Source organism: Oscillatoria sp. FACHB-1407 (genome assembly GCF_014697545.1).
Taxonomy (GTDB): domain Bacteria; phylum Cyanobacteriota; class Cyanobacteriia; order Elainellales; family Elainellaceae; genus FACHB-1407.
In genome coordinates this window covers 21,263-42,197 of sequence record NZ_JACJSA010000018.1, presented here as the reverse complement: position 1 = coordinate 42,197, position 20,935 = coordinate 21,263, and the positions used below count along the sequence as shown (strand labels likewise).

Genomic DNA, 20,935 nt, shown 5'->3' with positions numbered 1-20,935 from the left:
TGAGTGGGAATCGAGTCATAATTTACAAATTTATCGACACACTTTTCTTACTTTTTATGTAGAGTTCAACACATCTCTCAAAGAACTACGGGATTCTAGAGAGAGTTTTGATACAGCTACACTGAACAGCTGCGTATTTCTCTCACGGGTGCTCTCCAACTTCAAGTTGAACTTCATCAGATGGATTTCCTGCCATTGATGATGCGTCAGTTGTAGTGTCTTCATCTCTATCTCCAGCGTTTTCACGTTACAGGCTCGTCACGAAAAACTGCGATCGCCTGAATGTACAACGTGGGTTACAACACAAAATGTCATCTCAATCCTCATCAGCTCGGTTACCCAACTCCTCATCTCATTTGAATATCCCGCAATCTGACGATCTGCTGTGGCAAACATTGTTCATGGGGGCGATCGATGCCACAGTCATGGTGGATAGCGAAGGGCAATTAGTCGCGGTTAACCCAGCGGGTTGTCGGTTATTGGGATACGCTGAAACCGAGTGTGGTGGAGTGGTGCAAAGCAGCTCTCTCAACGGAGTGATTGCCAATGCGCTGACTTGCCAGTTGTTGGTAACGTTGGATCTGGCAACGCTACGACAGCGTTGTCTGACTCACGGACAGACCACTGGAGAGATTAGCTTTAGAGCGGCTGACGAAACGATTCATGATCTGGAATATGTTGCAACTCTCTACAGTTCTGACAACTATTTGCTGTTGGTGTTGCGAGACATGACTCAACGCAAACAAGCAGAAGTCGAGATTCGCAGGCTTAACGCAGAGCTAGAACAACGAGTTGCAGAGCGTACAGCTGCGTTGAGTCAAGCGAATGCAGCCCTGCAAGAACGAGAGGAACAGTTGCAATTGGCGGTTGCACGAGAACAGTTGCTGAGTAGTTTGACTCAGGCGATTCGGCAATCTCTAAATTTAGAAGAGGTACTAACGACAACCGTTGATCAAGTGCGGCAATTGCTCAAAGCGGATCGGGTTTTGATCTATCGATTCAATCCTGATTGGAGTGGATTAGTTGCGGTCGAGTCGGTTGTCCAACCGTCGTTCTCCGTATTGGGTAGAACGATATATGACCCTTGCTTTAGGAGTGCCTACGTTGAGCCTTATTGTCGGGGGCGAGTTGTTGCTGTCGAAGATATTCGCGCCAGTTCGCTGAACCCCTGTTATGTTGAGTTTTTAGAGTCAGTGCAGGTTAGAGCAAATTTAGTGGTGCCGATTCTGCAACTCAAACCTGCGACACTCGTTTCACAAAAACCGCTCCACACCACGCCGGGTGAGGTAAGCAAGAGGGCTTTACCTGAGAATGAATCGTCTGACACGACGCTGTGGGGGTTGCTCATTGCTCATCAATGCAGTCAACCTCGCCAATGGCACGCCGCTGAAGTGGATCTGCTCAAACAACTGGCAACTCAGGTTGGGGTTGCAATTCAACAATCGGAGTTGTATTGCCGAGTCAACGAACTGAACGTCAACCTGGAGCAACAAGTGCTAGAGCGCACGACGCAACTACAGCAAGCTCTGGACTTTGAGGCCGTGTTGAAACAAATCACCGATAGTGTGCGGGACTCGTTGGATGAAGATCAGATTTTGCAATCAGTCGTGAAAGCCTTGGCACTGGAACTGGGCGTCGATTGCTGTGACACTGGAATTTACGAGTTAGACCAAACGGTTTGTACCATTCGCCATGAGTACACCCGATCGCTGCCTCCTGCAATTGGTTTACAGCTACAGCTAATCACAGCCCCTGATATCTATAGTCAGTTGTTGCAAGGGCAGTGGGTGCAGTTTTGTCCGATCGCAGTTGACACTGTTCGCCCGATCCAAAACAAATACGCCATTCTTGCTTGCCCCATCCAGGATGATCAAGGGGTCATTGGTGACCTGTGGCTCTTTCAAGATCGAGACCTTTCGTTTAGCGAGTTAGAGGTGCGGTTAGTGCAACAGGTGTCTAATCAATGTGCGATCGCCCTTCGTCAAGCTCGCCTCTATCAAGCGGTTCAAGCCCAGGTTGTAGAGTTAGAACGACTGAACCAACTCAAAGATGATTTTTTGTCTACGGTGTCTCATGAATTGCGGACTCCCATGTCTAACATCAACTTAGCGGCTCATCTGCTGGAAGTGTTGATGCAACGAGAGGGGCTGTATGACAGCGAAACGAGTCAGGCAAGCCGTTATCTACAGATTTTGCAGGATGAATGCCAGCGCGAAATTGAATTAATTAACGACCTGCTCGATTTGCAACGCCTTGATGCAGGGATAGAAGACCTGATGCCGTCGATCATTCATCTCCAAAGCTGGTTGCCTCATCTGGCTGAGCCATTTGAAACTCGCGCTCTAAAACAGAATCAACACCTGGAAATTGAACTGCCGGATGATCTTCCTCCCCTGGTGTCTGATCGCGTGAGCCTGGAGCGGATTTTCACCGAGTTACTCAACAATGCCTGTAAGTACACTCCCCCCGGTGAGCGGATCAGCATCTCCGCTACCCTCAGCAGTGCCCCACGCCCGGGACAAAGCGGTGCGATCGCCCCAACCCTCTTGGAGATCCACATCCAAAACACAGGTGTAGAAATTCCCAGTCACGAGTTATCACGAGTCTTTGAAAAATTTTATCGGGTGCCCAATGGTGACCCCTGGAAGCACGGGGGCACTGGACTAGGACTGGCATTGGTGAAGAAGTTAACCGAACATCTGGGTGGCACCGTAACCGTGAGTAGCACAACCGGAGTGACCACGTTTACAGTGGCGTTGGCGATCGCCCCACCCTCAGAACGGCTCCGCAACGCCCCATCTTCCTCGTAATCAACCTGTCAATAAAAAATCCCCAGCGTGAGCCAGGGATTAAATCAGGGTGCATCTACCATTCCCTTCTTCCCAGGAAGGCGTACCTCATCAGGACAAATTCCCAAAAAATCTGATACCGATTTCATGTTTGATTGTGGCAGATCACGGGGTAGGGGCGTTTCGCGAAACGCCCTTACGGAATCATGTGCAGCGAAGCCAATTCAAATTGGGATGATCAAGTGTTGAATAGGGTCACCAAAAAACAAGGGGCTTTAAGCCCCTTGCCTGGTTCAAACAATTCCAAACCAATTGATGTATGGTTTACCCTTGAGGGGCGATCGCCTCTAACGGCTCACTGCCAGCAACTGGTCTGCTTGCTTGGCTGCCTCAAAGAAGAACCGGACGTTGTCTTCTGGAACGGTCGGCAATACGCCATGACCCAGGTTGAGGATGTGGCCCCGGTTGCCTGCCTTGCGAATCGTGTCGAGGATGCGATCGCGGATGAAGCCATGCGACCCATACAGCGCGCAGGGGTCGATGTTGCCCTGAACGCCAATGTTTGGACCTAAGCGACGTCGTGCCTCTGCCATGTCAACAGTCCAGTCAACACTCACAATGTCAACGCCTGATTGCGCCATACGCTCTAACAGACCCGCACTGCCACTGATGTAGAGGATCATCGGCGTGTCGGGGTATTGAGCTTTAACCTGACGCACGACCTGTTGCTGATAGGGCAATGCAAAAGTTTCATAATCTTGAGGGCTGAGTTGTCCTGCCCAGGAGTCAAACATCTGCACCACCTGTGCTCCAGCCTCAATCTGGTGACACACATAAGCGGCGATCGCATCTGCCAGCTTGCTCAGAAAACGATGCAACATCGTCGGTTCAGAAAACGCCATACTCTTGATTACAGCGTAATCTTTGGAACTCTTGCCTTCGATCGCGTAGGCAGCTAACGTCCATGGCGCACCTACAAAGCCTAGAACAGCGGCTTCGTTACCCACTTCCCGACGCAACGTCTGAAGAATCTCTTGAATGAAGCCAAACTTGTCCAGATCCATTGGATGCAGCTTCTCAATCTGCTCAGCGGTGCGAATCGGCGGATCAATGATGGGACCACGACTTTCAATGATGTCAAAGGGGATCCCGATACCAGGTAGAGGCGTGAGAATATCTGAGAACAGGATCACTCCATCGGGCTTAAACGCACGCCAGGGTTGTAACGAAATCTCAACGGCAATATCAACTTTTTCTGACCGTTCTCTAAAAGATGGATATTTCTCCCGCAAGTCCCGATAGGCTTTCATGTAACGTCCTGCCTGTCGCATCATCCAAACGGGGGGACGGTCAAGCGTCTCACCGCGAGTCGCCCGCAGTAGATAAGGAACTTGGGTTAATCCGGTCATATTAAATCGTCTCTGCTTAACGTTCTCTGAGCATTCGCTAGCTTATCATCACGAGATTACCCTTTGAGCAGTTACCTTACGGAAGGTTACAAAATGCTACGTTTGCTGAGAAGAGAGATGGGGAGTGAGGGAGTAAGGGAGTAGAACGAAGGCAAAATCTGCTTTTACACAAAATTCTGAACACATCCATTACCCCTCTACTCCATTCCCCACTCCCCATTCCCCACTCCCCATTCTCCAGGAACGCGATCGCCCTTTTTCACGTCACTCTGACTCAACTCTGCTAAGGGATTGCCACCGAGCCAATCGGTCACTCCTAAAAAAGGGACACCATTCCTATATGATAGGAATGCCTGTTTTTGGAGATGTGACATGCTGACGCTCAAGGTTGTGGTGTATATCGTTGTTGCCTTCTTTATCGGCTTGTTTGTCTTTGGTTTTCTGTCAAACGATCCGGCTCGTAACCCCAAGCGTCGGGATCTTGAATAGAGAACAGTCTCTTGTTTTGAGGCGATAAGCCTGCATTGAGGACGGCTGAAGTCCCTTTGTTTGGGCTGTCTGTGAAAATGTTTTGCTAAAGTATGCCCTACCCGGTTCCGCCGCCCGCACCCCCACCCCTGGTTACCGTCGTCTCACCTGAGGCTATTGCTCAATCTTCAGCCGCCATAATGCCCGGAGGATCTGTATCGACGTCCGGGCAACCGCCTGAGTCGGGGCAGATACCTGTATCAGAGCCGATATCCGTACCCACAGGTCGGGCGGCTGTTTCAGCCTCTCTTACGGCATCAACCCCTACTCCTACAGCGGTTTGCTCAATTGAGCGATCGCCTTCTTCCTGTGGTATTCAAGCCAGCAATGTCAATGAGGGAGCCTCAACTCGTTCTACGGCTCTGGGTTCTCCGTTAGAGGTCAACCAGGCTGCGCCACCCTTTGATGCGCCACCCCCTATGGCGTTTGGTGTTTCAACCCTGGACGCCGATCTGGTGAAAGCGTCGATCGCGCCACCCAGTCGAACCTTTGAACCACTGGCAAGTCAGAGACGCGAAATCCAATCACCAGTTGCGACCTTTCGACCGATTGCCTATCGCGATCGCCAACAAATTGAGCGAGAGGGTGAGCAGTTACACGCCGACCTGCAACGGTTGCGCTTGCCTGTGCTGGAAGAGTTGGCTCAAATCCCAGGGACTCCCGGCACCCTGCTTGATCCCGACGATCCCAATGATCAAATTCTGATTATTCCGGGGCAAGGGAATCCGACGGCTCCGCCTGTGCCCTCAACGCCAGAGAATGCGCCCCCATCTCCTGATCAACCAACGACGGTGCCACTGGACACGTCTGGGACTGGAGAAGTTGTGGAACTGACGGCAGACCGACAGGAGTACGACAACGTTCAGCAGGTCTTTTTTGCTGAGGGCAATGTAATCATGCGATTTCGGGGGACGGTGTTAGCTTCCGATCGCTTGCGGGTTAACTTGCCCAATCGTATCGCTGTGGCAGAAGGTAACGTTGTGCTGACGCGCGGGGATCAAGTGCTGCGCGGGAGCCGATTTGTTTATAACTTTGTGCAACAACAGGGCGATGTCGCGGGGGCCAGTGGCGAAATTCTGTTGTCCACGATTGATCAAGATACGGCACCTGCCCTGCCGACTGATATTACCGCTGGAACGCTGAGTGGTCGCCCCATTACTGAACGCATTCCTTCGGGTCAGCCTGCTCAGGGGGTTTTTAGCCCCGGTGGGATTTCGATTACCGTTGGCGGTGGTGGAGGACGTGACCTTGATACCCAGGCTGCCAGTGGAGACATCCGACGGTTGCGGTTTGAGGCAGACCAGATTGATTTCACAGCGGATGGCTGGGAAGCGACCAACGTCCGTATTACGAACGATCCCTTCTCGCCCCCTGAGTTAGAACTGCGATCGAATCGGGTCACCTTTACGCGCCTGACACCAACCCGCAGCGAAATTCGTGCCCGTAATCCTCGCCTCGTCTTTGATCAGGGGTTACAGATTCCATTGCTGCGCGATCGCGTCATTCTCGATAGCCGCCGCCGTGATCCGGGGTTGCTGCAATTTGGGTTTGATGAGGAAGATCGGGGAGGGTTGTACGTTCAACGGGGGTTTGAGGTGATCGCAACTCCTGCTGTGCGCTTTACCGTGACGCCTCAAATCTTGCTGCAACGGGCGTTTGACGACGGGGGCAATTTTGCTAACCTGCGAAACTACGGACTGATTACCCGCTTAGATGCTGACCTCAGCCCTACAACGGCGTTACGAGCGACGACGGTCTTTACGAGCCTTGACTCCAACGACTTCGAGGAAGAATTTCGAGCCAGTATCCGTCTGCGTCAACAACTCTGGCGACATGAGTTTGCCTTTGACTACAGCTATCGCGATCGCCTCTTTAACGGTTCGTTGGGCTTTCAAACGGTGCAAAGCAGTGTTGGACTTGTGATCTCCTCACCCCAATACACCCTGGGAGATTCTCAGATTGGGTTGAGCTATCAGGCGAGTTTGCAATACATCAATGCCGATACAGATCAGATTGATTTGCTGGAACCAATTCGGGAAGATAACCGAGTTGATCTAACCCGGTATCAATTCAGTGCAGCCCTCAGCCGAGGATTTTATCTCTGGACTGGTACGGCATTACCTGCGACCGCTGAGGAGGGCTTGCGCTATTCGCCCTACCCCTTAACTCCTTATGTTGCGCTCAGTGCCGGAGTTCGTGGGGTGTTTAGTGGCTACAGTAATGGCGATACGCAACCCGTTTTGACTGGGACTGTGAGCCTTCAGGGTCAGTTTGGGCACTTTTCACGCGATTTCTTAGACTACACTGCCGTGATTTTGGCTTACTCGCTCACGGCTCAGGGTGGCGAATCCCCTTTCCTGTTTGACCGCTATGTAGACAGGCAGGTACTTTCGTTTGGAATTGTGCAACAACTGTATGGTCCGTTGCGGATTGGATTTCAATCGTCTATCAATTTAGACAGAGATAGCGAAATCGATACTGACTATATCCTGGAGTACAGTAGACGAACATACGCCGTTTCTCTGCGATACAATCCCGTTAGAGAGGTAGGCTCACTGAGCCTGCGGATCAGCGACTTTAACTGGGGAACAACCCCAGAGCCGTTTTCGGGTAGCCCTGAAACGGGGTCAGTCGATGGGGGAGTGCAGCGATCGCGCAATTGAATTCAGTGCTGTAGCGATGACTGAACTGGACAAAGACTCAGCGGCGACCCATGCTGTTGAGCTACTGAAACATTACGGATTCGACCTCGGCGGCTACACCGCTGAAGCTTTGGTGCATCACTGGTCACGAGACTATCCGGTGAATTGGTTGCGATCGGCAGTGATTGAAGCTCTATATCAGGGTCGCTACAAAGCGGTGTCAGTTGAACAAATTCTGACCCTGTGGCGGCGACGGGGACACCCTATCCATCACTTCAACCACGAATTTGAGCGTATTATTTGCAGTCAGTTTCCCAGTTATCGAGGACTTCTCACCGCCTTGCCTGACCCACTGCGGGCGACTGTGTCCCCGACCTCTGACGCTAAACCATCGGTTTTAGAAGAACCAACCGCACCCACGGGAGATGCTGACCCGGAGGCATCCGTTCCAGAATTGCCTGCTGAGTCGCCCGCATCCGTGTCCCCTGCATCCAGTCGTGGCTCTCAGGATACTGCTCCCCGTTTGCCCATCTTGGGGGCGATCGCAGAGTCCACCGTGTCAGATGAGCAACCCACCATCGAATCGCTGCCTGAAGTCAGACAGGGAGAGTTGCCCATCCAAACTTTTAAACCAAAAGCCAGTCTAGAGCCAGTTGGTGTCGATCGCCGTGCCAGTTGGTCTAGAACAGATGCTGCAAAACATCCGATTCATCAGTTTATTCCAACTGAGGAAAGCTCCGAGTTTTATAGCAAACTCAAAGCCGTTGTTCAACATCATGAATCAACAGGAGCTACGTCCACAAACCTGGCACTGACTGGCGATGGTCAGACTCGGCAACCGGGGCGATCGCCTGAGTCATAAGTGCGTTAGCGAATCAGATGCAACACATCCCGGACGATGCTATATCCGCCTGCATCCCACAACAGGTAGGCAACGAAGCCAATCATGGCAAACCGCCCGTTCCATAGCTCAGCTTGGGGGTTCCAACCAAAGAGAAAAGAGTTGCGGTCTGTGCCGTTATAAGAGGGGTAAACAGAAGGTAAATCTGTTGTGGAATTAATGTCTGGTTTTGTAGTCGTTTGCATGTTTAAAGTCCTCATTTTTTAGAGATTTCCCTATGCTATTCATCGCTTTTATCTTTGTAGTCTGTCATTAGAACCATCTCTTTAACCTATCTAAAGAGGAGTCGCTTCAAAGAAAAATAGATGTGAACTGGATGTGATGCCTAACTCAAATAATGTCAGTTCAGTTTAAGAGTCTGGCGAATGAATTCGCGGCTATCGAGGCGAAATCCGCCGATGCAGACTTTGGAAGATGCAGGATTTGATACCAATTTGAATTGGCTTCGCTGCACATGATTCCGTAAGGGCGTTTCGCGAAACGCCCCTACCCAGTGATCTGCCACAATCAAACATTAAATCGGTATGACAAACCGACGCAGACCGATTTTGTTTCTTTTGTTCCTATAGCTGCGATGTCAACTGCCGAATCCTTATCCCGAATTCACGTCAAGCGATCTTGATCTGCAAAAAGTTAACCCTATGGCTTAATACCTCCCCCTTCTTTAGCACCACATTTTTAGTTCACAAATTGACTCTTGGGCTAGAGTAAATTTGCACTTTCATGCAGTGCAATGAAGCTGTTTATAGATTGAGATGAGTTTGGCTGAATTACGGAACTGAAGGTACGCAATTAGCTGGTGTCTACTGATTCTTCACGCTACATTCACCCGCGTTAAACCAATACTTCTTGGATAATGACTAACCTTTGGAGATCCCCCCGCCCTTAGCATCCCCCTAATTAAAGAGCAGGGGAAATCAAGTCTGAACCGAGAGATATTGTCTTGTTAAACAACTTTATAAAAGCTGGGAAAACATCTCCCCTGGGTTAAGCCCCGAAAGTTCTTTTTTTGTCCTTCTACTGACTTTAAAGCTAATGGATTGGTTAATTTCTTTAGACGATTTTAATAACCTCGCAACAGCTAGACCTGAGCCTCCCTATTTTTTATTGGTGGCTGGTTTGTTGATTGTTCTTGCCTGTGCATTACCCCTGGCGATCGTTGTTCGACAACGCATGGATTACTGGGCTAAAAATTTCTCACCCAATTCGTTGCCTAAAGGCGGTAGATTGCAAGTGATTTTGCCCTTTTCAGGTGTCATGGGTGGTATTTGTATAGCAGCTGCATCTGGACTGGAAATTTTAGGTGTTCCAGTTCTGCCATCCCTTGTTTTCGCGGCAATTCTCACATTCCTTATTAGCTACTTAGCCTGGTCAGGGTTGGGCAGAGCCTTAAGCCGACGAGTGCTCCGCTCCTATTTTGACCAAGCCAATAACGTCTCCCCAGGTCGGTTTGCCAACCGCCGAGGCTAACCAATCACAGGTAGAAGGTACGGCCCATTTCTACCGAATCGTGACGTTCAACGTGACATCACTCATACCCCAGACCTCAAAGAACTGGCGAAACAGGGCTTGGCTAGCGGCAGTCATATCTCCATCGTCGCCAATCAACCCACCCTGGAGTAATCGCCCCCCGTCTGTTCGCAGGTCGAGCCGCAGTTCACCATCTTCCTCGCGGTGAAGCATTAAATAGCCATTGGCTAAAACTTGCCCTGCCCGACTAATCACTGCACATCGCATAGCTCAACGTTCCCCTTTTAATAATCAACAGTCAAACAAGCACTGTTAATCATTCTATTTTTTAAGGAAGAACTTCTTGCAATCGGGTGTATCCAATCTGGCAAGCCGAGTAATCACAGGATTTCAGATAGTCTAACGGATGCCATTCGTTGCGGCTAATTGACTCAAAATAACTGCCATCCTGGGGTGGATCATCGGGAATTACCCCTGTGACATCAGCGTAATAGAGATAGCAAATTTCATTCGTTTGAGTACCGACAACATAGTGCCCCAGAGATTTTACCTCAATGGTATATCCCCCTTCTTCGTAGGCTTCTCGAACGGCAGTCACCTCTGGTGATTCCCCTTCTTCGATCGCCCCTGTGATAGGACAGGGAAATAGCTTCAACATACCGTCAATTTCGGTGTTGTCGATGCACAAGGGTTGTTGCCGAATCAGCACATCATAGTGTCCCGGAGCCTCAGTCCTTTTTCTAACCAGAAACACGCCAATTGAGTCTTTGCCCCTGCGCTCAAAGTATTGAAACCCTCTGGAACTCTCGCGGATAACAAACCACTTGGTACTAAAAATGACTTGATCTGGATTCATGACTTGGCTCAGGCTTACCGATTCTGTGGCAATCATAACAGGGCGATCGCCCCTTCTCGGAACTGCTTCGCATTGCCCCTTCTCGCAAAGATCTGCGACTTCTTGGAGAAGTCGCAGATCTGAACTCACTGACCTACCTTGATGGAAGCTCAACTCCCATCGACTGAAGAGTTGCTCCAATCAGCCACCCCAACCCCAACCCTCCAAGTGAAACTCCACTCAAAATCAGAAAAGTTTGCAGCTTATTGAAATAGTTTAATAATTCAATCCCAGCCCCAGCCTCAGCCCCAGCCACAGCTACACTTACAGCCCAAGTCGCATCCCTAGCCGCAGCCACACCCACAACCCAAGCCACAACCCAAGCCACAGCCACAGCCCTATCTCCAGCCCCAGTCTCACCCCCAGCCCTAGTCGCAGTCCCAGCCACAGTCCCAGTCACAACCCAAGCCACAGTCAAAATCCATAGCCACCAAGGAGCAACCGTGAAAGAAAGAACACTACCTGTAACGGTATATCCCAATATAGAGAAAGCTAACCACCACCAAGGTAAACGTCTCCAGGGGAATTGATGAGTTTGTCTCCGTTGTGAAGATGCATAGTTACTAGGCAGAGATGCATATGGAGTTGAGGCAGATTGTTGATTCGATATCTGTTGTTGTTCTAATGCTTGCTGTAGTTCTTGGTGAAATCTTGCCTGTTCTACTGTTGTGGCGATCGATCGCCCGTCTTAACTCAGTGTTAGAACAATAGTCAGATGCCAAAAATCTTGCAGAGACCAGCAATAGAATAATATCGGCTGTCTCTAGTTTCTCCAGCAGCGTTTTCTCCCACTCGCTACCGGGTTCCAGTTGCAGGTCACACCAGGGCACAATTTTGCCGCTGCGTCTTAAATGGGACAGATGCTCATCCAGGCGATCGCACATCTCTCGATCTTGACGAGAATAGGAGTAAAACACGCGAATGGCTGGGTTTGCCACCTGTTCCTCCGGTGAGATGTGGATAATTCTTTTGCCTCATTCTATATCATCTCATTAGAGGTTAAGGAGATTTTCTTCAGGGCGATCGCTATTCATCTGTTTCGTCGTCATCGGGCAACGTTTCCATTTCGTTAGCGATTAACTCCTGGAATTCGTCGTCACAATGAACATGAAGATGAATCGTAGCAGACAGAAGTTCAGCTAAGATTTCGGCTTGTTGTGTTGCGGTTAAGTGTGGCAATTGAAGTTGATTAATCAAAGCCGTGACATTGCGGCATTCATTGCCTAACTCCTTAATTAACCCCCTCAAAGTAGGATTTGTAATTGCAATGGGGCGATCGCTAATTTGCATCTTTACCTCCCTAACCGTTTTTGAGCTTGCTGAATACCCTTCTCAAACGCACGAATTTCCTTTTCCCAATGTGCAATTAATCCCTCATCTGGGTTTTCCTTGTCATATTCCAATCTAATCTTTTCCTGATGCTCAGCAACTCGTTGAGTCAAACTACGGATTGCTTTTTTGTGATTCTTTTTACCCATGCGGTTAAAAATTACCTCATAAAGGAAATTTTAGTTGAGAGTTAGGGTAGACGCGATTCTTAATAAGGTAAGGGTTCCGCTTGAACCGAGTACTTTAGCTTTAGTGAGACCATCAAGAGGAACTGGAGAGGCGATTACCCCAGAGGGGGAACTGCTTCGCAACGCCCAAATCACACCGATTAGAATAGAGAGATTCATCAAGAGAGCATCCCTGCTATGTTTGCCCTCGTCTCACCTGACAAAATTCAATTGCCACCAGGGTCTGTCGTGCGACTGCCTGCCACCTGGGATGAATATCAAGCTCTGAACCGACAACGGGGGGATGGGTCGATTCCGCGTCTCAAGTATCGCAATGGAGAAGTGTTGTTAATGTCTCCCTTACCTCAGCATGGGAAAGACGCTCATGTGATTGCTGCTGTGATTACAACTCTGCTAGATCATGACGAGCGGGAGTATGATGCTTTTACTCCAGTGACGATGGAATTACCGGAGGAAAGTGGAATCGAGCCAGACTATTGCTTTTACATCAATAACTGGGAAGCGGTAGCAGGCAAAAAGCGAATTAATTGGCGCGTTGATCCACCACCAGATCTGGTGCTGGAGATTGATGTGACGAGCTACTCGGATGTAGAGGATTATTTGCCCTATCGAGTTCCTGAGGTGTGGTTGTTTAAAAAGAATCAGCTTCGTATTCATCAACTGGCTGGAGAGGTCTATAGCTTGCAGAGCCAAAGCCGTTTTTTCCCGAAAGTCGATATTCAGGGCATCATCGATCGCTGCATTCAATTGGCGTACGATCGCAACACGAGTGCGGCTATTCGTGACTTAAAACAGCGATTGAGTGATAGGGATTCTTAGGGTTAATGGTGAATAGTCAGTAGTCAGTAGTCAGTAGTCAATGGTCAATAGTCAGTAGTCAATGGTTGATGGTCAATAAGTTAATGATCAATGGTCAATGGGGGTTAACAGGCAATTGGCATGGGATAGGCAAACACCAGCCACCAAAGGGCGATCGCCAATGCCAGGGCACAAAGTTGCACAATTGTTTCTAACGTTGGGTTAGGGCGGATTAGTGTAGGAAACATCATTCCCTCCCGTTTATGCGGTGGTTCTCAAGTCACTCAATCCAGATCAAGGAGGCTGAGATACCAATTTCACACCTCTATTGTCGCTCTGAATACAGTTCAGAAACGCTAACTTTTGCAACAGCCTCTTTTGCCTTTCATCCTCCCACTCCCTCACTCCTCTACTCCTCATTTCCAACAATCTTTAAACAATATGGAGAAACCATCCCGTAAAATAAGGGTTTCACGCTTGAAGGACATCCAATAGTGACTGAGTCAGTGCTGGAGATCCTGCAAGGCACTGATAGTCAAAGGGTCTAGGGTTCTGGCTGCTGGAGAGTCTACGCATGAAGAAAATATTTGTCCTCGATACCAATGTGTTGTTGCATGATCCAACGGCAATGCTGAGGTTTGAAGACAATGATGTGGTGTTGCCGATTACCGTTGTTGAAGAACTCGATCGCTTCAAGAAACAACCAGAGGTGACAGGTCGAAACGCCCGACAGGTTTCTCGCAGTCTTGATATGTTGCGCCAGCATGGGCACTTGACTGATGGGATTGAGATGCGAGGGGGTGGAACGCTGCGGGTGGCTCTCTGTCATCGGGAGACATTGGAGGAATTGCCTGCGGAGTTGGAGGGCGATCGCGCCGATAACTCGATTTTGGCGTTGGCACTGGAACTAAAACGGCAAAGCGACTCTCCGGTGGTGATGGTCAGCAAAGACACCAATTTGCGGATCAAAGCCGATGCCTTGGGCTTGTTGGCGCAAGACTACGAAAGTGACAAGGTGGATGTGGATGAGCTGTACACGGGTACGGCTGAGACGCTGGTGTCACCGGAAACGATTACGCAGTTTTATCAGCAGGGTTCCATCAGCATTGACGGTGAGTTTCTGGCGAATGAGGCGTTGACGCTGGTGGATGCGACCAATCCCTCCCATACGGCGTTGGGAATCGTGGATGGCGTTACGCATCAAGTGGTTGCCTTGAACCAACTGCCACCATCCGGTGTATCGCGCATTCGAGCAAGGAACCGTGAGCAGAAATTTGCGCTGGAGTTGTTGTTACGAGACTCGATTCAACTGGTGACACTGGTCGGCAAAGCAGGGACAGGGAAGACGCTATTGGCGATCGCTGCTGGGTTACACAAAGTGGCAGATGAACGACTCTACAGCCGCTTGCTGATCTCTCGTCCGGTGGTGCCGATGGGGCGTGACCTGGGCTTTTTACCGGGCGATGTGAATGAGAAGCTGACTCCCTGGATGCAACCGTTGTACGACAACTTTGACCTGATTTTGGGGACGCAAGACCAGGCGGATAAGCCCCGGTATCACCGTCGTGGCTATGAAGAACTGATGGAGATGGGTTTCTTGCAGATTGAGCCGCTGACTTACATTCGTGGACGCACCATTCCCAAGCAGTTTTTGATTGTGGATGAGGCGCAAAATCTAACTCCCCATGAAGTCAAGACGATTTTGACGCGGGCGGGTGAGGGCACTAAGATTATTCTCACAGGCGACCTGGAGCAAATTGACAACCCCTATGTCGATGCGGCGAGTAACGGCTTAACCTATGTGGTAGAACGGTTTAAGGGCGAGCCGTTGGCGGGACACATCACCCTATTAAAAGGAGAGCGATCGCCCCTGGCAGAACGAGCCGCCACGCTTTTGTAAACTTGTCCTGTGTTCTAACTATCGGTCACGATAGGTTAGTAACGGCACCGTTCCATTGCTTGCTAGTCTCGTCCATGACTCAAGAGGCGTTACCCCTATATCTGCAAATTGCCAACGAGCTTCGGCGCAACATTTCAGATGCGATCTATCAACTGGGTGATCAATTGCCGACCGAAGCTGAGTTGAGTGCTCGGTTTGGAGTCAACCGCCATACGTTGCGACGCGCTATTGAGATTTTGCGGCATGAGGGGTTGGTGCGAATCGATCGCGGGCGGGGCACGTTTGTTGCCTCTGCACCGATTACCTATCCCATCGGCAAGCGGGTTCGCTACAACGAAGCCTTAAAAGCCCAGGGCTTAAAGGTCAGCCGTAAGTTGTTACACCTGGCGGAGATCCCGGCTGATCCATCGCTGGCAAAACGGTTGGAGTTACCCGTGGGCAGTAGCTTGATTTTGTTAGAATTACTGAGCTTTGCAGACGATCGCCCCATCAGTGTCGGCACCAGCTACTTTCCTGCGGCTCGTTTCCCTCACTTTGCTGACCAATGGGGACAGTATCAATCCATCTCTCGTCTATTGCAGCAAGAATATGGCTGTGACCACATCCGTCGCAGTACGCGCATCTCTGCCCGTATGGTGCAACCCAACGACGCAAAACTTCTGGAATTGCCGCTCAACGCCCCCATTCTGCTAACAGAATCGATCAATGTCGATCAACAGGAGCAGGTGATTGAATACGGTGTGACACGGTTTCGGGGCGATCGCATGGAGTTGGTCTTTGAAAACGAGATCATTTAAATTCAGCACGGCTCAGTTCATCACTAATCGCTGGTGGTATCTAAAGTAACCATGAGGAAACCTTAACCTGAACTTTCTTGCTACTTAAGGTAGATACCAGAGGATATTAGCAATGCAAAAAAGTCCAGATGTCTAGATATTTTGCAGGTCAATCACGATTCCACAATCTGGTTTTCTTGCCCCACAAAGACATTGCACCAGCAGTTTATGCAAAGCTATCTAACGCCCAATGCGGTTGAAATCAGAGATTTAACGAAGTCATTTAAGGTCAAACAGGCTACCAAAATTGATGTCCTCAAAAAGGTTAGCTTTGCGGTCGCAAAGGGTGAACGAGTTGCTCTGGTAGGAGCGTCTGGTTCTGGTAAATCCACCTTGCTGCGTACGCTCAACGGTCTGCATCAGGCAGATGGTGGCATGATTGAGATCTTTGGGACGCCCATTCAGGCAGATGGCAAGATGCACTCTAAAGTGCGGCAGTTGCGCAGCCAGATTGGCTTTATTTTCCAGCAGTTCAACCTGGTGAGCCGTTTGACGGTGATTGAGAATGTGTTGGTGGGCAATCTCGCTAATGTCTCTCCCATCAAGTCTATTCTCCATTGGTTTTCCAAGGAAGATAAAGAGAGAGCACTGGCAGCACTGGAGCGAGTCGGGATTCTTAACCAGGCGTACAAACGTGCCTCGGAGTTGTCGGGTGGGCAACAGCAGCGAGTGGCGATCGCTCGTTGTCTCATGCAGGGGGCGCAGATTATTTTGGCGGATGAGCCGATCGCCTCTCTCGACCCAGAATCTGCCCGTAAGGTGATGGAACTGCTGGTTTATCTCAACCGAGAGCATGGCATCACAGTCATCACCTCACTGCATCAGGTGCAAATGGTGCGGCACTACTTTGAACGGGCGATCGCGCTCCAGGGTGGAGAAGTCCGGTTTGACGGCAAGACAACTGACCTGGACAACACCCGACTCAATCAAATTTATGGCTCAGCCGCTGAGGAATTAGTGCTGTCTGGACACGGTGAGGCACTGGTTCACTAAAGCGTTGCTTTACACGAGCTAAAGCGTTCGTATTTCTCACACAACGTTGGTTATTCGTCTCAGTTATTCACGAGGGAACGCTATGTTGAAAAAACTGTTCACAAAATCGACTGCTACAGCAACGGTTGCTTTGATGACGGCAGGCTTGTTGGCTAGCTGCACTGCGCCATCTCAGGAAACGAGTTCGGCTGATTCCGCTAGCCCTGCGGCTGAAGGTGCAGCTTGTGCAGCAGAAATTCCTGAAATTGAGTTTGGCATTATCTCAACTGAATCTCAGGAAAATCTAAAGCCCCTCTGGGAACCTTTCCTGGATGCAATGGAAGCTGAAATCGGTCGCCCTGTGACTGGTTTTTATGCCACAGACTACGCAGGTGTGATCGAAGCCATGGGCGCAGGCAAATTGCAAATCGCCTGGTATGGTGGCAAGGCTTACATCGAGGCAGCAGAGCGGTCTAATGCTGAAGTATTTGCTCAAACCGTTAACGCTGATGGCACTCAGGGCTACTACTCCCACCTGATCACAAACGTCGATAACCCCATCCTGCAAAATATTGACGTTGAAAAGGGAGATGGCGACCAGTACGTCATTCAAAATGCGGCTGATCTGACCTTTGCTTTCAACGACCCCGAATCCACTTCTGGCTTCCTGGTTCCCACCTACTACGTCTTCGCTAAGAACGGTGTTAACCCCAACGAAGCTTTTGAAGAATTGCTGTTCTCAGGTAGCCATGAAGCAACGGCTCAAGCGGTTGCAAACAATCAGGTGGATGTTGCTACAAACAACAGTGAATCGTTGTTGCGATTGGAGGAATCTGATCCAGCTGCACGCGAAAAAGTTCAGATCATCTGGACTTCCCCCATCATCCCCAGTGATCCGATCGCTTACCGCAATGATCTGCCCGACTGCCTCAAAGAAGAAATCCGCACTTTCTTCTACAGCTACACAGATGCAGCGGTTCTGGAACCTCTGGGTTGGTCTAAGTTTGTTGAAGCAGAAGACTCCCAATGGAATACCATTCGTGAGTTAGAAATCGCAAAGGACATTCTGGAAGTGCAGAATGACGCAAACCTGAGCGAAGCTGACAAGCAAACCCAACTGGATGAACTCAATCAGAAGCTAGAAGCATTGCAGTAATTGTCTTTGCTGAAGCATCCATCTCTCGGTGTTCACGCTCGATAGTTGGTAGTGGTAGTCAATGGTCATTAGTCAGCTGTTCATTGAACATGGCAATGACCATTGGCTTTCCTAACAGAAATTCAAGATCCAATGAAATCGATTCATTGATTGCATTCGACCCGTTGTCTAAAACCATGTCAGATAAATCTGCCTTAACATCCCCAACTACCTCCCTGACGGTCAAAGAGATGCTAGACCGGGAGGAGAAGCTGATCACCCCCATTCGCATTGTCTATCTGATTGCGGCGATCGCCCTGTTGATCTATTCCGGTATCAAGAGCGATCTGAGCTTTGGTGAACTGGCTGAGGGTAGCGGCAACATGGTGGAATATATCACTCGCTATTTCCCCCCGAATTTCAATAATTGGCGGCTCTATCTGCAAGACACGATGGAGACGATTTCGATGGGGATCTGGGGTACGTTGTTAGCGGCGATCGTGGGTGTGCCGCTGGCAATCCTGGCATCTGAAAATATTTGCCCTAACTGGATTGTGTTTCCGATCCGGCGAATTCTCGATGCGATGCGAGCGATCAATGAAGTTGTTTTTGCGTTGATCTTTGTGGTTGCAGTGGGTCTGGGACCCTTTGCTGGGGTGTTGGCTCTGTTCGTTCACACGGCTGGAACGCTTGGGAAACTGTTTTCTGAGGCGATCGAGGCGATCGAACCGGGGCAGGTCGAAGGCATTCGGGCAACAGGAGCCAGTAAGTTACAGGAAATTGTTTTTGGGGTGATTCCTCAAGTGTTACCGTTGTGGACATCCTTCACGCTCTATCGCTTTGAGGCAAATGTCCGATCCGCTTCTGTGTTGGGAATTGTTGGTGCAGGCGGAATCGGCGTTTCGCTCTATCAGAGCTTCCGGTCGTTCAAATATCCTCAAGTCTGCGCGATTCTCATCATCCTGATTGTGTCGGTTTCCATCATTGATACGGTTTCTGCCAAGATTCGCCAAAAGTTGGTTTAGTGAATCGTTGATGGTTAATGGTCAATGGTCAATGGTTGATGGTCAATGGTCAATGGTTAATGGTCAATGGTCAATGGTTAATGGTTAATGGTCAATGGTTAATGGTTGATGGTCAATGGTTGATGGTTGATGGTCAATGGTTGATGGTTAATGGTCAATAGTCAATGGTTGATGGTTAATGGTTGGGGAACTTTGAGCCTTTGATAAGGGGCTTGGCCCAACCAGAAACACCCGCACTTGGAACCGATGCGAAGCGCGTCTTTGGGTGAACCGAAACACCTTCTGCTAGGGGGTTTGGGGGAGTCTCCCCCAATGCCTGGTTCTCACACGCTTGAAACAACCATGCCTTGGAAGAAAGCAGAGATCTGTGTGAAGAGTGGCCTGTTTAAGGCAGGCAAGGGGAGCAAAAAGTTTAGGCTTCAAGTGCGTAAGCCCTAAACCATTAACCACTAATCGTTGCCTACTATAGAGTCCATATGTCCATTGTCCATTGTTCATCGTCAGTGGTTCATCGTCCATTGTTCATCGCCATCAATCCTTGACCCCTTCCTCCTGACTTCCGGCACTTGACCCCTAACCACTGACCCTTGACGATTGACGATTGACGATTGACCCTTGACCACTGACCATTAACCAATCACTGCCTCAACCGCCATTAACTCCCAAATCAATCCAAATCGCACCTTTTGCGATCGCACAATGTGAAACTGATTTGAGGTCAGCAAGTGATGAAGTTCTGCCTGGGTGTAACACTGTTTGTGTGCCGGGTCTAGCCACTGTAACACCCGATCGCACAATTGACACGTCCAGGAGTCGCGGCACCAGTCGAGGAGTAACAATCTACCGTCAGGTTTCAAGACTCGTTGCATCTCTCTTAACGCCAGGTTGGGTTGGTCAAAGTAATGAAATGCATTGGCTGAGAAAACAGCATCAAATTGGTGATCTTGAAATGGCAGCGATCGCGCCGTTGCAACTTGAAAGGTTACATTGGGAAAACGGCTCAATTTCTGGTGTGCCTGGATCAACATTTCATTAGAAATATCGATGCCTGTGATTGGTTGGTGTGGGTTTTGAGTTAGCAATAAACGCTCTAACTCCCCTGTACCACAGGCGATGTCGAGGGCGATCGCATCAGGAGCAAGGCGCATCCAGTCTTTGAAGAATATCAGCGTGTTGTTGATATATTGTCGCCAGCGGCGATCATACCGTTTTGCCAGTTGGTTATATTGCTGTCGGACGGTTGCTTCTATCTGACTTTCAACTTGTTGGGTCATAGGGCTGAGGGCATGAAGTGTTTGGACGGCAAATGCCAGGGTTCGGGTTGAAACTCGGCGAGGGAAGTGAAAATTTCATCTGCTTCCTGCAATAGACCACGATCAACGTAAGGCGCAGGCACCGCCACTACCGACATTCCAGCCCGTTTTGCAGCAGTGACTCCAGCGATCGAGTCCTCAAATACTAAACACTGATCAGGGGTTGTGCCCAGTCTTTCGGCGGCAACAAGAAAACAGTCGGGTGCAGGTTTGCCTCTGGGTGATGCAGGATCATCACTCAAAATCACACACTGAAATAGGCTCATCCACTCCCGATGATGAGTGGTCTTGGCTTGAAAGGGGCGTTGAGTTGAGCTAGAGGCGATCGCTTGAGGAATGCCGTGCTGGTGAAAGTGTTGCGTTAGCTCCATTGCACCTGCCATGGGACGCGCCAATGGATATCGATCGTAAATGAGCGCATTTTTTTGTGTCACAAACTCCTCAACGGTCAACGGCAACTCTAACAGGTCGATAATGATGCGGGCTGAGTCTGCCGCCATGCGACCGATTACTTTGCTTTGAATGGAGGTGTCAAACACCTTGCCGTATTGACTGGCGATCGCTTGATTGACTTGGGCGTGGATAAATTCTGTATCCAGTAATAAGCCATCTAAGTCGTAAATGATATGAGTAATGGGTTTGTAATCAGGCATAGGGAAGAGGGAGAAGGGGGCAGGGGTCAATGGTTGATGGTTAATGGTCAGTGGTTAATGGTCGATGGTCAATGGTCAATGGTTGATGGTTAATGGTCAATGGTTGATGGTCAATGGTTAATGGTCAGTGGTCAGGGGTCAATCGTCAATGG

General features: G+C 49.7%; 23 protein-coding genes. 12 read left to right on the top strand and 11 right to left on the bottom strand.

The genetic code is table 11. The features are described from left to right. Positions 1 to 215: 215 nt before the first annotated feature. On the top strand, positions 216 to 2,810 hold the full coding sequence (locus H6G89_RS24505; protein WP_190511388.1) for a GAF domain-containing protein: 2,595 nt from the start codon (positions 216 to 218) through the stop codon (positions 2,808 to 2,810). A gap of 326 nt (positions 2,811 to 3,136) precedes the next feature. Here H6G89_RS24505 and hemE read toward each other — a convergent pair whose 3' ends face one another. Next, on the bottom strand, positions 3,137 to 4,198 hold the full coding sequence (gene hemE, locus H6G89_RS24500) for a uroporphyrinogen decarboxylase (protein WP_190511380.1): 1,062 nt from the start codon (positions 4,196 to 4,198) through the stop codon (positions 3,137 to 3,139). Positions 4,199 to 4,570: 372 nt separating this feature from the next. On the opposite strand from hemE, the gene H6G89_RS24495 reads away from it, so the two are divergent. From H6G89_RS24495 to H6G89_RS24485, 3 genes are all read left to right on the top strand, one after another. Beyond that, positions 4,571 to 4,687, top strand: coding sequence for a photosystem II reaction center protein I (locus H6G89_RS24495; RefSeq protein WP_190511378.1), 117 nt, complete (start codon positions 4,571 to 4,573; stop codon positions 4,685 to 4,687). A 92-nt stretch (positions 4,688 to 4,779) separates the two neighbouring features. Then, positions 4,780 to 7,389, top strand: a complete 2,610-nt coding sequence (locus H6G89_RS24490; protein ID WP_190511376.1) for a DUF3769 domain-containing protein — start codon at positions 4,780 to 4,782, stop codon at positions 7,387 to 7,389. 16 nt (positions 7,390 to 7,405) lie between these two features. After that, a complete protein-coding gene (locus tag H6G89_RS24485) occupies positions 7,406 to 8,230 on the top strand; it encodes a hypothetical protein (protein WP_190511374.1) in 825 nt (274 codons plus the stop codon). Positions 8,231 to 8,235: 5 nt separating this feature from the next. Here the strand turns inward: H6G89_RS24485 and H6G89_RS24480 are convergent, their stop codons facing one another. After that, positions 8,236 to 8,454: a chlorophyll a/b-binding protein gene (locus H6G89_RS24480; RefSeq protein WP_190511372.1), complete on the bottom strand. Its 219-nt coding sequence runs from the start codon at positions 8,452 to 8,454 to the stop codon at positions 8,236 to 8,238. A gap of 850 nt (positions 8,455 to 9,304) precedes the next feature. Between H6G89_RS24480 and H6G89_RS24475 the strand changes: the two genes are divergently transcribed. After that, complete coding sequence (locus tag H6G89_RS24475) at positions 9,305 to 9,739, top strand: hypothetical protein (RefSeq protein WP_190511371.1); 435 nt, start codon at positions 9,305 to 9,307, stop codon at positions 9,737 to 9,739. Between the two features lie 30 nt (positions 9,740 to 9,769). On the opposite strand, the gene H6G89_RS24470 is transcribed toward H6G89_RS24475, so the two are convergent. From H6G89_RS24470 to H6G89_RS24445, 6 genes are all read right to left on the bottom strand, one after another. Further along, entirely contained in the window at positions 9,770 to 10,006 is a 237-nt protein-coding gene (locus H6G89_RS24470; protein WP_190511369.1) for a hypothetical protein, read from the bottom strand. 61 nt (positions 10,007 to 10,067) lie between these two features. Continuing rightward, positions 10,068 to 10,724 (bottom strand): NUDIX domain-containing protein, encoded by a 657-nt coding sequence (locus tag H6G89_RS24465; protein WP_309230093.1) that lies wholly within the window; start codon positions 10,722 to 10,724, stop codon positions 10,068 to 10,070. 4 nt (positions 10,725 to 10,728) lie between these two features. Next, a complete protein-coding gene (locus H6G89_RS24460; RefSeq protein WP_190511367.1) occupies positions 10,729 to 10,968 on the bottom strand; it encodes a hypothetical protein in 240 nt (79 codons plus the stop codon). A 229-nt stretch (positions 10,969 to 11,197) separates the two neighbouring features. After that, the gene (locus H6G89_RS24455) at positions 11,198 to 11,572 is read right to left on the bottom strand and encodes a toll/interleukin-1 receptor domain-containing protein (protein WP_190511366.1); all 375 of its coding nucleotides are present in this window, start codon (positions 11,570 to 11,572) and stop codon (positions 11,198 to 11,200) included. An 88-nt stretch (positions 11,573 to 11,660) separates the two neighbouring features. Next, entirely contained in the window at positions 11,661 to 11,924 is a 264-nt protein-coding gene (locus H6G89_RS24450; RefSeq protein WP_190511365.1) for a hypothetical protein, read from the bottom strand. Between the two features lie 2 nt (positions 11,925 to 11,926). Then, the gene (locus tag H6G89_RS24445) at positions 11,927 to 12,112 is read right to left on the bottom strand and encodes a hypothetical protein (RefSeq protein WP_190511364.1); all 186 of its coding nucleotides are present in this window, start codon (positions 12,110 to 12,112) and stop codon (positions 11,927 to 11,929) included. Between the two features lie 216 nt (positions 12,113 to 12,328). Here H6G89_RS24445 and H6G89_RS24440 point away from each other — a divergent pair, with 216 nt between their 5' ends. After that, entirely contained in the window at positions 12,329 to 12,970 is a 642-nt protein-coding gene (locus H6G89_RS24440) for a Uma2 family endonuclease (protein ID WP_190511363.1), read from the top strand. Positions 12,971 to 13,074: 104 nt separating this feature from the next. On the opposite strand, the gene H6G89_RS35875 is transcribed toward H6G89_RS24440, so the two are convergent. After that, positions 13,075 to 13,200: a hypothetical protein gene (locus H6G89_RS35875; RefSeq protein WP_255519500.1), complete on the bottom strand. Its 126-nt coding sequence runs from the start codon at positions 13,198 to 13,200 to the stop codon at positions 13,075 to 13,077. Positions 13,201 to 13,523: 323 nt separating this feature from the next. Between H6G89_RS35875 and H6G89_RS24435 the strand changes: the two genes are divergently transcribed. From H6G89_RS24435 to H6G89_RS24410, 6 genes are all read left to right on the top strand, one after another. Beyond that, entirely contained in the window at positions 13,524 to 14,849 is a 1,326-nt protein-coding gene (locus H6G89_RS24435; protein ID WP_190511362.1) for a PhoH family protein, read from the top strand. Between the two features lie 74 nt (positions 14,850 to 14,923). Continuing rightward, a complete protein-coding gene (gene phnF / locus H6G89_RS24430; protein ID WP_190511361.1) occupies positions 14,924 to 15,646 on the top strand; it encodes a phosphonate metabolism transcriptional regulator PhnF in 723 nt (240 codons plus the stop codon). 207 nt (positions 15,647 to 15,853) lie between these two features. Continuing rightward, positions 15,854 to 16,678 carry a phosphonate ABC transporter ATP-binding protein gene (phnC, locus tag H6G89_RS24425; RefSeq protein WP_190511359.1) on the top strand — a complete coding sequence of 275 codons (825 nt, stop codon included), beginning with the start codon at positions 15,854 to 15,856 and terminating at the stop codon, positions 16,676 to 16,678. Positions 16,679 to 16,760: 82 nt separating this feature from the next. Further along, positions 16,761 to 17,813, top strand: a complete 1,053-nt coding sequence (phnD, locus tag H6G89_RS24420; RefSeq protein WP_190511357.1) for a phosphonate ABC transporter substrate-binding protein — start codon at positions 16,761 to 16,763, stop codon at positions 17,811 to 17,813. 176 nt (positions 17,814 to 17,989) lie between these two features. Further along, positions 17,990 to 18,817 (top strand): phosphonate ABC transporter, permease protein PhnE, encoded by an 828-nt coding sequence (gene phnE / locus H6G89_RS24415; RefSeq protein ID WP_190511355.1) that lies wholly within the window; start codon positions 17,990 to 17,992, stop codon positions 18,815 to 18,817. Positions 18,818 to 18,834: 17 nt separating this feature from the next. After that, positions 18,835 to 18,978, top strand: a complete 144-nt coding sequence (locus tag H6G89_RS24410; protein WP_190511353.1) for a hypothetical protein — start codon at positions 18,835 to 18,837, stop codon at positions 18,976 to 18,978. Positions 18,979 to 19,446: 468 nt separating this feature from the next. On the opposite strand, the gene H6G89_RS24405 is transcribed toward H6G89_RS24410, so the two are convergent. Beyond that, positions 19,447 to 20,091 carry a class I SAM-dependent methyltransferase gene (locus H6G89_RS24405; protein WP_190511351.1) on the bottom strand — a complete coding sequence of 215 codons (645 nt, stop codon included), beginning with the start codon at positions 20,089 to 20,091 and terminating at the stop codon, positions 19,447 to 19,449. Beyond that, positions 20,088 to 20,783 (bottom strand): HAD-IA family hydrolase, encoded by a 696-nt coding sequence (locus H6G89_RS24400; protein WP_190511349.1) that lies wholly within the window; start codon positions 20,781 to 20,783, stop codon positions 20,088 to 20,090. The genes H6G89_RS24405 and H6G89_RS24400 overlap by 4 nt, the downstream gene beginning before the upstream one ends. Positions 20,784 to 20,935 lie beyond the last annotated feature (152 nt).

Bases quoted from the DNA above. Each gene is read 5' to 3' on its own strand.
- H6G89_RS24440 (WP_190511363.1), top strand. From the start codon at position 12,329: ATGTTTGCCCTCGTCTCACCTGACAAAATTCAATTGCCACCAGGGTCT.
- H6G89_RS24495 (WP_190511378.1), top strand. From the start codon at position 4,571: ATGCTGACGCTCAAGGTTGTGGTGTATATCGTTGTTGCCTTCTTTATC.
- H6G89_RS24450 (WP_190511365.1), bottom strand. From the start codon at position 11,924: ATGCAAATTAGCGATCGCCCCATTGCAATTACAAATCCTACTTTGAGG.
- phnE (WP_190511355.1), top strand. From the start codon at position 17,990: ATGTCAGATAAATCTGCCTTAACATCCCCAACTACCTCCCTGACGGTC.
- hemE (WP_190511380.1), bottom strand. From the start codon at position 4,198: ATGACCGGATTAACCCAAGTTCCTTATCTACTGCGGGCGACTCGCGGT.
- H6G89_RS24475 (WP_190511371.1), top strand. From the start codon at position 9,305: ATGGATTGGTTAATTTCTTTAGACGATTTTAATAACCTCGCAACAGCT.
- phnF (WP_190511361.1), top strand. From the start codon at position 14,924: ATGACTCAAGAGGCGTTACCCCTATATCTGCAAATTGCCAACGAGCTT.
- H6G89_RS24470 (WP_190511369.1), bottom strand. From the start codon at position 10,006: ATGCGATGTGCAGTGATTAGTCGGGCAGGGCAAGTTTTAGCCAATGGC.
- H6G89_RS24490 (WP_190511376.1), top strand. From the start codon at position 4,780: ATGCCCTACCCGGTTCCGCCGCCCGCACCCCCACCCCTGGTTACCGTC.
- H6G89_RS24445 (WP_190511364.1), bottom strand. From the start codon at position 12,112: ATGGGTAAAAAGAATCACAAAAAAGCAATCCGTAGTTTGACTCAACGA.
- H6G89_RS24405 (WP_190511351.1), bottom strand. From the start codon at position 20,091: ATGACCCAACAAGTTGAAAGTCAGATAGAAGCAACCGTCCGACAGCAA.
- phnC (WP_190511359.1), top strand. From the start codon at position 15,854: ATGCAAAGCTATCTAACGCCCAATGCGGTTGAAATCAGAGATTTAACG.
- H6G89_RS35875 (WP_255519500.1), bottom strand. From the start codon at position 13,200: ATGATGTTTCCTACACTAATCCGCCCTAACCCAACGTTAGAAACAATT.
- H6G89_RS24410 (WP_190511353.1), top strand. From the start codon at position 18,835: ATGGTCAATGGTCAATGGTTGATGGTCAATGGTCAATGGTTAATGGTC.
- H6G89_RS24400 (WP_190511349.1), bottom strand. From the start codon at position 20,783: ATGCCTGATTACAAACCCATTACTCATATCATTTACGACTTAGATGGC.
- H6G89_RS24480 (WP_190511372.1), bottom strand. From the start codon at position 8,454: ATGCAAACGACTACAAAACCAGACATTAATTCCACAACAGATTTACCT.
- phnD (WP_190511357.1), top strand. From the start codon at position 16,761: ATGTTGAAAAAACTGTTCACAAAATCGACTGCTACAGCAACGGTTGCT.
- H6G89_RS24435 (WP_190511362.1), top strand. From the start codon at position 13,524: ATGAAGAAAATATTTGTCCTCGATACCAATGTGTTGTTGCATGATCCA.
- H6G89_RS24485 (WP_190511374.1), top strand. From the start codon at position 7,406: ATGACTGAACTGGACAAAGACTCAGCGGCGACCCATGCTGTTGAGCTA.